Origin of the sequence: Scytonema sp. PCC 10023 (assembly GCF_963920835.1) — a bacterium.
In the GTDB taxonomy this organism is placed as follows: domain Bacteria; phylum Cyanobacteriota; class Cyanobacteriia; order Cyanobacteriales; family Nostocaceae; genus Kalymmatonema.
Genome location: NZ_CAWUDP010000087.1, coordinates 1 through 13,842, shown reverse-complemented (window position 1 = coordinate 13,842; position 13,842 = coordinate 1). Strand labels below are relative to the sequence as shown.

Sequence of the window (13,842 nt, the reverse complement as noted above, 5' to 3'; positions counted from 1 at the left end):
TCTTTCATTCTCTAGCAACCGCAAGCGAGGAAACGAACCATGCGTAATGACTTTTTAATTGATACTCAATCAGCGGGTTTTGTGGCTGACGAAGTAGTGGTAAAGACTGGCAAGCGCAATTGGCTATATCAACCTACAGTTGCACAGAGCAGTGAAGACTTCGCCCCAAAAAAGATAGACGCAGACAGCGTAGCTAAAACCCGAAAGCTTTTAGATGGGGCTGTAGCATATGCGTGGAAGACTGTGAAGTCGGAGCGCAAACCACCAGCCTTGACCCCCAGGCGCTGGGTATGGCGACTTGCAGGTTCTTACCATCTGTGCCACCCTACACAGCCACTGATCGAGGAAGCGCAAGAGCGCTTTGCTGCAGCAGGTTGCGAGAGTTTGGCGCAGTGGGCTGCAGAGAAAGCCAGAGAGGAAGCGGGTCACGACCGACTCGCCCTGCTTGATATCCAGTCAATGGGATATGACGCTGAGGCTGTCGTAAAAGCGCTCTTTCCTCCGGCTGCAAAGACTTTGGTGGATTATTTCACCGAAAGTGTGCAGGCGACCGATCCGATTGGTTGCGTTGGCTATTTCTATACGAGCGAACGCCTAGCAATATGCAGAGGAGAGGACTACATCCAGAAGGTGGAGGCTCAGTTACCACCGGGCACTAATGCCACCCGTTGCTTGCGCGTACACAGTGGTGTAGGTGCTGATATAAAGCATGTCGAGGAGACAATTGCAATGGTTGCGGGGCTTGCTCCGCAAGAGCGTACTCGCGTAGCCGCTGCCTGTTACGAAACTGCTCTGCTGTGCTTTAGCGCACCTAAAGGAGATTACATATCAGAGGAGGAACTTGAGTATGTATTGAAACCACTAGAGCATACAAAGAACCACAACTGAAACCCTGATATCAACTGGTCACGTATTTACCCTAAAAGCAAAGACAACTTTTCTCAGACAGCCTAAACAGTACTATTTGGAACAACAACAAGGAGAAGAAAATGCCACAATCTTTTAATCATTACTACTCTATTACCAGCCTCATTGAAAGCAACTTTGAAATTTTGAATGACATGGAGTTTGAGTTGGAAAGCATCATGAGCAAGGAATTGGTGCAAGGATTGCCGAATGACCTCGACAACAGTATGGTATAGATTCCGTTTATCTGTCCGTTTAATGGATGGGCTTGATTTAACAGTCGATATTCCTGTTTTCTCAGACACGCTTAACACTACTATTTAGAACAACCACAAGGAGAAGAAAATGCCACAATCTTTAAATCATTACTACTCTATTACCAGCCTCATTGAAAGCAACTTTGAAATCTTGAATGACATGGAGTTTGAGTTGGAATGCATCATGGTCAAGGAATTGATGCAAGGATTGCCGAACGACCTCGACAACAGTATGGTATAGATTCCGCTTATCTGTCCGTTGATTGGAGCAGGCTTGATTTAACAGTCGATATTCCTGTTTTCTCAGACACGCTTAACACTACTATTTAGAACAACCACAAGGAGAAGAAAATGCCACAATCTTTAAATCATTACTACTCTATTACCAGCCTGATTGAGAGCAACTTTGAAATCTTGAATGACATGGAGTTTGAGTTGGAATGCATCATGGTCAAGGAATTGATGCAAGGATTGCCGAACGACCTCGACAACAGTATGGTATAGATTCCGCTTATCTGTCCGTTGATTGGAGCAGGCTTGATTTAACTGTTAATATTCCTGAATGTCTAATATCAAGCTCAATTCATTACAAAGTACAACTTTGCAGAAAAACGTAGCGAATTGAAATGAACTTGTAGGGCTGACATCTTGCTTGCCCTACGCTTCAACTTACTATCAATTCGCTACAAGCGAGGTTATTGTGCTTAATCTTTCAACGCTGGCTTAAGTTGACGGTATCTTTGAGACATCGTTTCTCATCTTCCTAGTACAATGCGACATAAATAACCCGTCGGTAAAGACCGTACAGTACAGTCTCTACAGATATCCAAAACTGTCGAAAAATTTTCGCGTCTGCTGTACTAGGGTGTCTGTATTATTCACAGACGACCGTTCAAATGAAAAAACAAGATCCCCGACTTCTTTAAAAAGTCGGGGATCTGAAGAAGGTCAATTTATGCGCTTACGCGCAGGCTACGCCAACCCAAATGAAATAGGATTGCTATACGACTGAGTCAAGGTCGTTTGGCAATCCTTGCTCAAATTCTTGAACCAAAATGCTTTCCAAATCAAGTTCGATGTCATTTGAAATTGAGAAGCTGTTTTGGCTCAGACGGGTGGTGAAATCCTGGTTTAAAGACTGCTGTTGTTCGATGGCAATTGTTGTATTCATCATTACGTCCTTTTTGAAGTTGTTTTAAACCAGTGATTCAAGGTCGTTTGGCAAACCTTGCTCAAATTCTTGAACCAAAATGCTTTCCAAATCAAGTTCGATGTCATTTGAAATTGAGAAGCTGTTTTGGCTCAGACGGGTGGTGAAATCCTGGTTTAAAGACTGCTGTTGTTCGATGGCAATTGTTGTATTCATCATTACGTCCTTTTTGAAGTTGTTTTAGGATATTCCAACAAATAAATTATCCAATCTCCTGTGGGGTGGGCATCTTGCCCGCCCAGTTTATCAGGACGGGCACCAATCCCATTCCACAAGAAAAAGTTGGATATTTTTTTATTTGGAAGTTTCTTAAACTAGTGATTCAAGGTCGTTTGGCAAACCTTGCTCAAATTCTTGAACCAAAATGCTTTCCAAATCAAGTTCGATGTCATTTGAAATTGAGAAGCTGTTTTGGCTCAGACGGGTGGTGAAATCCTGGTTTAAAGACTGCTGTTGTTCGATGGCAATTGTTGTATTCATCATTACGTCCTTTTTGAAGTTGTTTTAGACGGTAAGGTCACCCCTTCGGGGAAGTCAAAAGTCAAAAGTCAAAAGTCAAAAGTCAAGAATGTCCACAAGAATGCAACGTTATCCTAGTAGAGTGCGACATAAATAATCCGTCGGAAGAGACCGTACAGTACAGTCTCTACAGGTATCTAAAACTGTCGAAAAACTTTCGCGTCCGCTGTACTAGGTTTTCAGGCAATACAGTTCAGTTAAGGATTTTTGGTGGGATTCGCGTTCTTTGTAGAGACGCGCCATGGCGCGTCTCTACATTGTGTTCCTGATCAGGGTTTTGGTCTTATCTGAACCGTATTGGGTTTTCAGGTCATTTTAGAACCTGCTGAAAATCAGATCTCACCCTTATCTGGGTATGAGACTCTAGTGGTTTCAACACATTCTGAAGTTCTTCATCTGATATATAGCCCTCATTAGGTGGGCTGAAGCACAGTAATGCAGTTTCATAACAGGCGATCGCCACGCGGGTACGTTCGTGGGGAGCAAGATCCGCAACCATCTGAACCGTCTCCTTCACATGTTCCACATCGCTGCCTACGCCACTGTGTACACGTAAGCAGCGGGTGGCTTGCATTCCTGGTGGGAGCTTTGTCTCTACCGACTGGATATACTTCTCTCCAATACGCAGTGCTAGACGTTCCATTGTATAAGAATAGCCAACACAATCAATTGGATCGGTCGCTTGTGCGCTCCGAGTGAAGTAATCGATTAAAGCTACTGCGGCAGGGGGAACGAGCGCTTCTACCACAGCAAGAGCTTTATAGCCCATCGACTCGATATCAAGCAGGGCGATCTGGTCGTGATTCCGTTCCTCTCTGGCTTTTTGTGCAGCCCACTGCGCCAAACTTTTGCGACCAGATGCAGCAAAACGCTCTCGCGCTTGCTCCATGAGTCGTGGGGTAGGGTGACACAGATGGTAGGAACTTGCAAGCCGCCATAGCCAGCGCCAGCGATTCAAACTAGGCAGTTTGCCCTTCGACGATACAGAGGTCCTGGCAAATGCTATAAATCCATCTAAGAGCTTCTGGGTTGTAGCTACACTGCCTGTGCCAACCATTGGTTGGGCAAAGCGATTATCACTTTCGGCAGGATCGAGTTGATGTAACCAAGCGCGTTTAGCAGTAGCTACCACAACTTTGTCAGGTGCAATTTGCACCCATTCAATATCAACCATAGAAGTTACCACGCGATGTGTAACAACATTGAATTGGAAATGTCTAGTTCGCACTTGCTGCCCTAATGGCGCAAGCAAAACTTTTAGTCAAAAAGGCTTAAATTTCTGCTTAACCTAAAAATCTTCCCTAGATAAAATTAGTGTCATGTGGTATCGCTTTACCAGTAAGATATTACAATCGGGCATGCTTATCTATATCCTTTCGTTAAAGGAAATTAACATTTAGGATTAATTCGATTGGCACGCTTGTTAACGTGAAACCGTTTGAAATTAAGCTTTTTTCTCGTTTTCTCGTTACAAGGCTCTGCCTTGTAACGCAATTCCTAGAGGCTCTGCCTCCAATATTTTAACGGCAGGCACAGCCTCCCAAAATTCGTTCCCAGCCTCCAGGCTGGGAACGAGTCGGCACAAAAATTTGGTCTTAACAAGCGTGCCATTCAGCTTTATCAGAAAATTACCTGAGATCTTGCACCTACCCAATCTCCCGCCAAGAAATAAATTTCACAGGCTTTTAGCTAAAGTCCACTTAAATGGACTGAGATCCAGCGAATAATGGGGTTTAGGGACTTCCAATTAAAAAAATCTCCAATTTGTAGTAATCCTGAAACAATGGTGGGTTACGGCGTAATGCAAGTCCTGTATGTAAAACCTCAACTGTCGTGTGCCTAACCCACCCTACATAATGGATAATTTATTTTTTGGTACTCCCTTAGTCCTCTTGAGAGGACTTTAGCTATTAGCCATAGGTTTCTAACCTATGGCGGTTTTTGCAACTGGTACAAGAGATAAGTTACTGTAATTATGGGTCTTGTCAACAATGCTTAATTTAGAATTTATCGAATCTAATACTCAATTTATCGATACATGGAAATACTTTGTTAGTCAATGTCCAAGAGGTGAAATCTTTGAAATTGACGGATTAGCTATCAATTGGAGCAATACAGCAAACATATTATTTAATGTAGTCTTTCTATCCCAGCCTGTTCAAGATGAAGCTGATTTGGAAGCAAAAATAAAACTGACTTACGATTATGCTGGCAAATATAATCAGCCTTGGTCAATGATTATATGTGAAGATTTTCTACCAGAGTCAATTCGTCCTCATGCTCCTGAAATCATGTCTCGGCATGAACTCGTTCCACTTCTTAAGATAACTGGGATGGCAGCGGATAAAATCCTTCCTCCAGTAAGACCAATTCCTACTTTAGATTGTATTCGTGTTGGGAACTTAGAAACCAGAAGAGCAGTAGCTGATATTAATGCTATCAGTTATGAAAAACCTTCTCAGTTGTTCCGTGAAATATTAGAAATTGAGGAGTTGTGGGGGACAACAGTATTTGGCTCTGTAGGATATATTAAGGATAAGGCTGTTTCTACTGCTGCGACATTGTTGATTAATCGTAAGTTATATGTGGCGCTTGTGGCAACATTACCTGAATTCCGTAAACAGGGTTACGCTGAAGCAGTACTGCGACATTCTTTAGCACAGGCACAGCAGTACTCCGGTATCTCCTGCACAGTTCTGCATGCCACATCCGCAGGGATTCATTTGTACCAGAAGATGGGTTACCAACCTGTTGCAGATTTTCAAATTTATATTCCAAGGTCATTCTGAATCTTTCATATCATGTTCGGCTAATGACCCTTAATTCCCTAAGAACCCCACCCCGCCTTTGACTTACGTCAAAGTCTCCCCTCCCCGCAAGCGGGGAGGGGTAAGGGGTGGGGTGCAGTCAGCGTGCGAATTATGGGTAAGCAACCGGACATGATATCAATCCTGACTTATGTTGACAATATCATTCAATCGGCGTTGCTGAATCTAGGAATGATTCTTGTGGGGTAGGCATCCTTGATGCCCAGAAAATTCAAGGGACGGGCAAGATGCCCATCCCACAATAACACAAAATTCATCCTGCAAATATGCAACGCCATTCAATCAATAGCCCCCAGCACTTTCAGCGTAGCAATAGTCGCTGTAGTTAAACCTGTAACCCCCATGACTTTCATGCGCTCATAGGGTTTCTCTGCTTTCAGAGTTTTTAAGCACTCACCTGTTGTTACATCCCACAGTCTAATTGTCTCATCTTCACCACTGCTAGCCAGCGTTTGATTATCAGGACTAAAGGCGACTGACCAAATTCTCCCTGTATGTCCTTGGAAACTCTTCAAGCACTTACCCTCGGAGACATCCCACAGCTTGACTGTGTAATCTTGACTGCAACTTGCTAACGTCCGGCTATCTGGACTAAAGACAACTGAGTATAACCAACCTGTATTTTCTTGCAAAATTCTTAGACATTCACCAGTGCTGACACTCCATATCCTTATTGTTCCATCAAAACTGGCACTCGCCAGCAGATTGCCATCGGGACTAAAAGTAACTGACCAAGCCCAATTCGTATGTCCCTCGAAGGTTTTTAGGCACTCTCCTGTGGTAGCATCCCACAACTTGAATGTTTGCTCCGTAGCGCCACTCGCTAGCATTGTTCCTTGGGGACTAAAAGCAACTGAACAGACGCCTACACAATGTCCTTGGCAAGTTCTCAAGGCTTGACCCGTGCTGACATCCCACAATCTTAGCGTTTGATCGTCACTGCCACTCGCCAGTATTTGACCATCAGGGCTGAAAGCAATTGACCAAACAAAAGCACAATGTCCCTGGCAAGTTCTCAAGGCTTGACCCGTGCTGACATCCCACAACCTCACCGTTTGATCGTCACTGCCACTCGCCAGCATCTTACCGTCAGGACTAAAGCCAACTGACCTGATCCCAGCACGATGTCCCTGGCAAATTCTCAAGGTTTGACCCGTGCTGACATCCCACAACGTCACTGTACGATTATGACTGCCACTCGCCAGCATCTTACCGTTAGGACTAAAGGCAACTGAGAGTACCTGATTGGTATATCCTTGGAAAGTTTTGAGGCATTGACCGGTGTTGACACTCCATAGCCTCACCATCTGGTCGTAACTGCCACTGGCTAAGATATCACCTTGTAGACTGAAGGCGACTGAACATACCCAACTGGAATATCCCTGGAAAGTTTTGCGGCATTCACTAGTATTAACACTCCATAGCTTCACCGTCTGGTCGTAACTGCCACTGGCTAAGATATCACCTTGTGGACTGAAGGCGACTGAACATACCCAACTGGAATGTCCTTGGAAAGTTTTAAGGCATTCACCCGTGTTGACATCCCATAACTTCACCGTGTGGTCTTCACTGGCGCTTGCTAGGGTCTGACCGTCAGGACTAAAGGTGACTGACCGTATTCCATCACTATGTCCCTGGAAAATTCTTTTGCATTCACCAGTGCTAACATCCCATAATCTGAGAGTGTCGTCACTACTGCCACTTGCTAGCGTCTGACCATCAGGACTAAAGGCAACTGAGACTACCCAATTTGTATGTCCCTGGAAAATTCTTTTGCATTCACCAGTACGGACGCTCCATAGCCTGATCGTGTGGTCAAGACTGCCACTGGCTAATGTGTTACCATCCGGACTAAGGGCAATTGACCAAACTTCGTTATCATGTCCTTGCAAGGTTTGAAGGCATTGTCCCGTAGCGACATCCCACAACTTCACAGTATAGTCAGAACTAGCACTCGCGAGGGTGTTGCCATCAGGGCTAAAAGCGAGCGACGTCACCCAGTTGATGTGTTCTTTACAGCTAAGGACTTGTTTTCCATCTGTAACTTGTCGCAAGCGAATTTCACCATTAGTATGTCCCGTAGCCAAAAATTTACCATCAGGGCTAAAGGCTACTGACATAACACCACCGAAGGCTTCAGCAAAAATAGACTTAGCTAGATTGGCGTTTCGGAAATTGACATCGTGCAATTTCAGACACTGCAAGTCTGCTTGCCAAACAGTCAGATGAGAAAAATCATAGCCGCTTAAATCTGTTTCCATATGACAAAGCAGATTGAGAATATTCCCCGCCGTATACCCTGCTTCTAGCGGAGATTCTTCTCGCAACCTTGCTAAAATTTTGCTTAGCTGATTTTCAAGGTTTTTTTTGCTTTTAAAAACATTAAGTAACCCATCTTTCACAGGCTTGAGGATCAGGCGAACTTGAGTTTCCTTAACATAGTCTTTTGCCGTCGCCTTCATCAAAGCATGACACCTGAACAAATCGATATTCCCAGTCTCAATCTCCTCACAAACCTGATCTATTAATCGATTAGTCACATACTCCATGACTACAGGTTGTAGCGTGAAGGTTGCTGCACTTTTTTCAACAAGCGATCGCCTTACCAAAGACTCCAGCGCCTCAAGTAATTTTTGTGGTGGTACTTGTGATATAATATCTTCCCGTAATTCTGATAGCGAAACTGGCTCACGATTAATCGCCAGCCAGTACATTATGTCTACTTCTAAATATGACAAACGCGAAAACTGCTGGTCTAAAAGCTCATGAATGTCGCCAAAAACAGTTGCTTCTTGTTGCAAAAATTTAGTAACATTACCATCAAAAACATCTTGAATAGCCGTAGCAACTACCTTCAAAGCTAAGGCGTTGCCTGCATAGCGCTCAACCAGTTTTCTGAATTCTAACTCAGAAGCAGTGATCCCCTTTATTTTCAAGATTTCCTGCCCGTCTACCGATTTGAGACCATTTAGGCAGAATGAGCGTACGCATAGCGTGTTTCCTTCTAATGACGCTACATCTTTCGGTTTTTCCCGGCTTGTCAGCAGCAAGCAACTTTGGTGAACTGATTCTCCCACCCGTTTGAGCAGATCCCCATACCCCTCATATCCCTCTCGATAAACTCCCGCGCGACTACCACCACGCAAAACCGACTCCATATTATCTAGTATCAGCAGACAGCGTGAGGCTCGCAGATAATCAATCAGTCGCGACACTCGCTCCCCCACGCTTTCTGGTAAAGAAGCTTCTGTTTCCTGCTCATCAGACAAAAACTGGAGCAGGTTACCCAAGATGGCTTTAACCGGAGGAGCTTCTCGTAGCGATCGCCATATAATATACTCAAAATTATCCTTAATCTCTTCTGCAAGTTTTACAGACAGAGCAGATTTACCAATCCCCCCCATTCCCAACAGTGCCACTAATCTACACCGCTCCTCAACAAGCAAATGCTCTAAGGTGGCGATTTCTTCTGTACGCCCATAAAAAACTGACGTACAAATCGCTTCTCCCCAATCTAGGCGCTGAGATTGCGTTGAGTTCGTATAGTAATCTTTCTCTAGTTTTAAATTAAAAGCTTGGAAAAAAAGCTCAAGTGTTCGTTTGTCTACCCCGTCTTCGCGAGACAATACCTTACCAATGGTAGCAGTATTGATTCCAACGCGTTCCCCTAAGTCTTCAAGGGTGTACCTGTTTCCATAATTTTCATTTAATTCAGACGCGAGTTTAGCAGACTGAAGTTTTTCCAATCCTTCAGGAGTAAGAATAATACCGCGTTTACGCTTGTTCTTTGAGGGTTTCATTATAAACACCAGCTTTAAAGCAGTAACATAACCAGAGCGGAGCTACCAATACCTTAGGTGCTATGAAGCGAACTATTTGAGATCTGCAACTACAACTTGCTACTTGCTTTTTACCAAACTTGCGGACAAACACCCTAAAAATGGTATATATCATACATCAAATGATACCACAAAAAGTTCCTAAAGACGTAAGTCCCTTAAACTTTACAAATTCTTAAGAAATGTGACCTCCATAAAATTTTTAACATTTATTACTTATCAAGTATCCGCACGCTTCAGTTATCAGTTTCATCATTTGGGTAACTTAAAGGTCCACCGATTGGATCGAAAGCGTTGGTGGTTCACCACTACAAACTTGGGGAATCACCGCGTAGAGCAAGTGGTGTGAGCGTATCTCCTTTAACAGTATTAGCCGCAGTCAACCCGCGCGCTTAATTCATCTCTGTACGGCATTAAAGACCCCATACCATAAGTTGGGAGCAATAAGAAGCGTACGCCTTTTTCCTTGCGGCACTCTCGGTTCGGAAAAAATATTTTTACTTTTCCCATAAGTAAATTCACGGTTTTGCATCGTTTTTCTTTTTTTGAACTAAGAATATTGCGAATGCCGTACCTTAGAGCGTGATTGCAAGGGAAAGCAGTGCCCCTTAGACGTGGGTCAACAGCTACCTACGCAGTGAGTATTAATCCTTAAGTCGGTTGTCCCCCACTATATCGGCGAACACTCAACAGTGGAAAACTGTTGTCTTTTTTCTGAGAGCATGGTAGGCATTGGTCTGCTGTACAACCACACTAGCCCGCTTACGGCTGGTTCTGCGGCTGGTACTGATTTAAAGACGCTACGCTCTCCGCGCAGCGGGGAGCAACGCGACTCAACGTCTTTGTAAGCGCAAGGGCACAGGCAGGCAACTGAGATACCCGCAAGGGCGGATCCAAAACCCTCACTATACGCCTTACAGCTGGTACTGTTTTAATGACCAAGGACTTACACATCGACAAAATTACCTCAATATAGGGAACTGGTAAATGCTGCTTGTAGGTGGGCTCATTCAATTCCATAGTTAACCCTTTTAAGTTTTTTCTGTCTTTGTAATAAATGTAAGTAAAATCAACTTATGCACTTGTAGGATATAGCAATCCCAAATACTGTATGAACATTGGTTTGCAGTGCCGACTTGCAGTTCGCGCCGAGGGAGAAACTTTTTTGAGTTTCTCCCTCGGCGCTGGTGGGCTTGGGTCTTCAATTACTTTAACGGATTCGCGGAAGTCCCCACCCTCAACGCCCTCGTCCTGCGGACACGCTGGGCGAACGTAGGATGGGGATTACTGAGGACAACAAGGAGCGTGCGCCGTCTTCGCTTAGCCCATGCTTCAAGCGTGTGCGCTTTGCGCTCACGCTCGTGCCAAAGGCACACGCTACGCGAACGTGTTAGCGCAGCGTGTCCGTAAGGACTTACAAAGCAGCGTGCCGTCAGGCATAGCTAAGCACAAGTACTTCACCTCATACCCCGGACAAGAACATATCGCTCTTGCTCAGTTTCATAAAGGTTTGAGGGATTTCGTGTCAAAAGTCCTTTGTATTACTTTTGACCAATCGCCAGTGTGAAAGAGGGCGGCGGTGCCTTTCTCCTCCCATTCCGTGCAAATTATGGGCGCTTCTTGTCGCCTTTTTATCAGATCAGCCAAACCAGTTAGAAGGAGCGAAACCTGGATCAACAACTCCTGGAATTAGGTGAGTCATTTGTTCTTCCTTTTTATGAAGAATTTTCTCAATACCTTTATGAATCAAAATTTTGATACACAATGTTTCTTCTGTAAGCAAATGTAAGGACTTGAAAGATGCTTGTTGTTCTTCATCAACTGCTACATAACGATTGGAAACTCGACTCAAAACATAAGCAATTAGTTCTTGACGTAAGTCAGGAATTGAGAAAAGCTGTCGATAGGGATGATAAGAATAAGTTTCTAGAACATTCTCAATTTCTTCAACAACTGCTGAGAGTGTCAGATTAATAATTCTCTTAGTCATAGTTTAGTCTCTGAGTTTGGTGTGTTGTCTGCTGGTAATTTTTGTTTAAGGTGGGGCAAGGGCGATCGCTCAAGCGCCCTTGCTTCCAACCGCACTCTATGCGGTTGCCCTGTCCCTCTGGGATCGGGGGCAGGTTTCTTCTAGAAATCTACCGAGGCTATACGGCAATACAGTTCAGTTAACCATGTTCAATCCTCGAAAATCCCCTCAACCCCCCGATGCATAGGGGGTTTTTATTCCCCCCCCGATCCTCGGGGGGCTAGGGGGATCAACTCTTATCACCAACCGTATTCGGCTATACGGGCGATCGCGCTAAAAGCGGATGTCCAACTATCGCACCCCCAAATCTAGGCGGTAAATTCTTCCTGGATGATCTTCCGTTCTCATACCACCAGTTACGAAGAGATAATCCTGATTCAGACCGCCAAAAACACTGTTGCTGGTAGTGAGGTTAGCACTTGAATAAGGAACATCCCAAATGTTTAAATTTATTGTCATGCTGTTCGCGTAGCGTGCCGAAGGCATATGGAGCGATAGCGGAATGTAGACACGAAGTGGCTTCCCGTTCGCCGCTCTTGCGTTCCGTTGGCGCAGGCTCTCCGATAGGAGAAGGAAAGGGTAGCATCTCAAGCCTTGTTCACGACTTGAGATTCTGAGTCCTTACGGACACGCTGCTTTGTATGCCTGCGGCACGCAAAGCGCACACGAAGTGTGCGCTTTGCGCTTACGGGACACTTCGTTTCGCTCAGAATGACAAACGTGTTTTTCAAAAATTGGGATGCTCCCCTTGAATATTGACTGATCAGGTGACCATTAGGATTGAGGACTTGCACTTGACGCATACTATAATGAGCGATGTAAAAGTTCCCTTTCGAGTCCTGGCATATCCCGTTACTCACATCTTGCACCAAGAAAAATTGATGTTCTTTTCAGACTCAGTACTAAGCCTGAAGTCTTTGTTTTACCAATAAAAGCCAATAAAAGTGATGTAACTTTATTGCCCTGGTGTTGACTAAACCCAGGCTTATACGGATAGGTGCAAGATCTGAGGTTAGGTTTATTGTCGATTTGCTCTCCCTGTTTGATAGGTAGCTGTTCAGGTGAAAAATTGTCCTTGCTGCTCCCATCGACTGTTGCAGCATATTCGTAATAACCGTGTGTACTGGTTCTGCCGAAGCTGTTGGCAAGAAATGCCGTTGCTCAATTTAGAAAGCCATAACTCATTATGCGTTTCTGTTGCAACCATTAGTTTGGAAAAAAAATTGATTCATTTTGGAGAACAAAGATGATCCAAGGAGTAAAACAAATTTTCAGTAGGTACGGTAGATTGCACTGGCCTGAATATGGTGCAGAGCTTCTTGGAACTGCGTTTAATCTCTTTGTGGGACTCAATGCAGTTGTCTTCAATTTTGGTAAGGGTTTGCCAATGGAGGCTCTTATACCTGACAAAGGTACTCGTTTGCTGATTACAGGATTATTGTTTGCTGGCAGTGGGTCACTCTTTGCGATTTCTCCATTGGGGAAATTGAGTGGATCTCACCTCAATCCTTCGGTGTCGCTAGCATTCTGGGCGCAAGGCAAGATGCATCAACATGATGTTATCGGATACATCATTGCACAATTTTTTGGTGCAATTACTGCTGCTGTCTTAGTGGTTTTTATTTGGGGAAATTACGCTGCTAGTGTCAGTAATGGTATGACTGTGCCTGGGCAGAGTTACGCTCTTTGGTATGTATTTCTAGCTGAAGTAACCATAACCTTTTTGCTGGTGTTGTCTATTTTTATCTTTTTAAGCAGCCATCGGCTTATGCGTTGGACACCACTGATGACATGGCTTTTAGTGGCAACGATAGTCTGGTTAGAAGCTCCTATCTCTGGTACGAGTTTAAGTCCCGCACGCAGTATTGGACCGGCTTTAGTCACATGGTATTGGAAAGATCAGTGGCTTTACTGCATTGCTCCACCAATAGGAGCGATCGCTGCGGTAGTTGTCTTTCGACTCCTCGCTATGGGTAAAGGCGAGATTCTGACAGGCAAGCTTTTTCACGTTCCTAATTATCGTTGTATTTTCAAAAATGTTAAAGTACCACATCGTACTGAGTAGTCTGATTGACCCTGTCCACCCGAGACAGTAAGCGCCTCTTTGTTAACGAGAGCCATAAAAACCGGATTTTAGCCTATGACGTATTGTCACCAGGAAAAGTCGGACTACAAAAAGTGTTTGCTAAACTCTCTATCAAAGTATCCGTTCAGGGGGGGGCGATCGTGAGAAAAACTCCTGACTAAATTTCCT

Annotated in this window: 13 protein-coding genes; 6 read left to right on the top strand and 7 right to left on the bottom strand. The window is 44.4% G+C overall.

The genetic code is table 11. The annotated features are described in order from the left end of the window. Positions 1 to 39: 39 nt before the first annotated feature. The 4 genes from ACM0OZ_RS36485 to ACM0OZ_RS36470 all read left to right on the top strand — a co-directional run bounded on the left by ACM0OZ_RS36485 (position 40) and on the right by ACM0OZ_RS36470 (position 1,667). Positions 40 to 888: a hypothetical protein gene (locus ACM0OZ_RS36485; RefSeq protein ID WP_414587728.1), complete on the top strand. Its 849-nt coding sequence runs from the start codon at positions 40 to 42 to the stop codon at positions 886 to 888. 101 nt (positions 889 to 989) lie between these two features. Next, positions 990 to 1,142 (top strand): hypothetical protein, encoded by a 153-nt coding sequence (locus ACM0OZ_RS36480; protein WP_414587727.1) that lies wholly within the window; start codon positions 990 to 992, stop codon positions 1,140 to 1,142. A 109-nt stretch (positions 1,143 to 1,251) separates the two neighbouring features. Then, positions 1,252 to 1,404: a hypothetical protein gene (locus ACM0OZ_RS36475; protein WP_414587726.1), complete on the top strand. Its 153-nt coding sequence runs from the start codon at positions 1,252 to 1,254 to the stop codon at positions 1,402 to 1,404. Positions 1,405 to 1,514: 110 nt separating this feature from the next. Further along, on the top strand, positions 1,515 to 1,667 hold the full coding sequence (locus tag ACM0OZ_RS36470; RefSeq protein ID WP_414587726.1) for a hypothetical protein: 153 nt from the start codon (positions 1,515 to 1,517) through the stop codon (positions 1,665 to 1,667). 496 nt (positions 1,668 to 2,163) lie between these two features. Here ACM0OZ_RS36470 and ACM0OZ_RS36465 read toward each other — a convergent pair whose 3' ends face one another. The 4 genes from ACM0OZ_RS36465 to ACM0OZ_RS36450 all read right to left on the bottom strand — a co-directional run bounded on the left by ACM0OZ_RS36465 (position 2,164) and on the right by ACM0OZ_RS36450 (position 4,066). Next, on the bottom strand, positions 2,164 to 2,337 hold the full coding sequence (locus ACM0OZ_RS36465; protein WP_414587725.1) for a hypothetical protein: 174 nt from the start codon (positions 2,335 to 2,337) through the stop codon (positions 2,164 to 2,166). 21 nt (positions 2,338 to 2,358) lie between these two features. Then, complete coding sequence (locus tag ACM0OZ_RS36460) at positions 2,359 to 2,532, bottom strand: hypothetical protein (RefSeq protein WP_414587724.1); 174 nt, start codon at positions 2,530 to 2,532, stop codon at positions 2,359 to 2,361. 150 nt (positions 2,533 to 2,682) lie between these two features. Next, on the bottom strand, positions 2,683 to 2,856 hold the full coding sequence (locus ACM0OZ_RS36455) for a hypothetical protein (RefSeq protein ID WP_414587724.1): 174 nt from the start codon (positions 2,854 to 2,856) through the stop codon (positions 2,683 to 2,685). A gap of 346 nt (positions 2,857 to 3,202) precedes the next feature. After that, positions 3,203 to 4,066 carry a hypothetical protein gene (locus ACM0OZ_RS36450; protein WP_414587723.1) on the bottom strand — a complete coding sequence of 288 codons (864 nt, stop codon included), beginning with the start codon at positions 4,064 to 4,066 and terminating at the stop codon, positions 3,203 to 3,205. Positions 4,067 to 4,883: 817 nt separating this feature from the next. On the opposite strand from ACM0OZ_RS36450, the gene ACM0OZ_RS36445 reads away from it, so the two are divergent. Beyond that, complete coding sequence (locus tag ACM0OZ_RS36445) at positions 4,884 to 5,681, top strand: GNAT family N-acetyltransferase (protein ID WP_414587722.1); 798 nt, start codon at positions 4,884 to 4,886, stop codon at positions 5,679 to 5,681. A 317-nt stretch (positions 5,682 to 5,998) separates the two neighbouring features. Here the strand turns inward: ACM0OZ_RS36445 and ACM0OZ_RS36440 are convergent, their stop codons facing one another. The 3 genes from ACM0OZ_RS36440 to ACM0OZ_RS36430 all read right to left on the bottom strand — a co-directional run bounded on the left by ACM0OZ_RS36440 (position 5,999) and on the right by ACM0OZ_RS36430 (position 12,047). Then, positions 5,999 to 9,520 carry an NB-ARC domain-containing protein gene (locus tag ACM0OZ_RS36440; protein WP_414587721.1) on the bottom strand — a complete coding sequence of 1,174 codons (3,522 nt, stop codon included), beginning with the start codon at positions 9,518 to 9,520 and terminating at the stop codon, positions 5,999 to 6,001. A gap of 1,678 nt (positions 9,521 to 11,198) precedes the next feature. Beyond that, positions 11,199 to 11,549, bottom strand: a complete 351-nt coding sequence (locus ACM0OZ_RS36435) for a late competence development ComFB family protein (protein WP_414587720.1) — start codon at positions 11,547 to 11,549, stop codon at positions 11,199 to 11,201. 330 nt (positions 11,550 to 11,879) lie between these two features. Further along, positions 11,880 to 12,047 (bottom strand): hypothetical protein, encoded by a 168-nt coding sequence (locus tag ACM0OZ_RS36430; RefSeq protein WP_414587719.1) that lies wholly within the window; start codon positions 12,045 to 12,047, stop codon positions 11,880 to 11,882. 787 nt (positions 12,048 to 12,834) lie between these two features. Between ACM0OZ_RS36430 and ACM0OZ_RS36425 the strand changes: the two genes are divergently transcribed. After that, positions 12,835 to 13,653, top strand: a complete 819-nt coding sequence (locus tag ACM0OZ_RS36425) for an MIP/aquaporin family protein (RefSeq protein WP_414587718.1) — start codon at positions 12,835 to 12,837, stop codon at positions 13,651 to 13,653. Positions 13,654 to 13,842 lie beyond the last annotated feature (189 nt).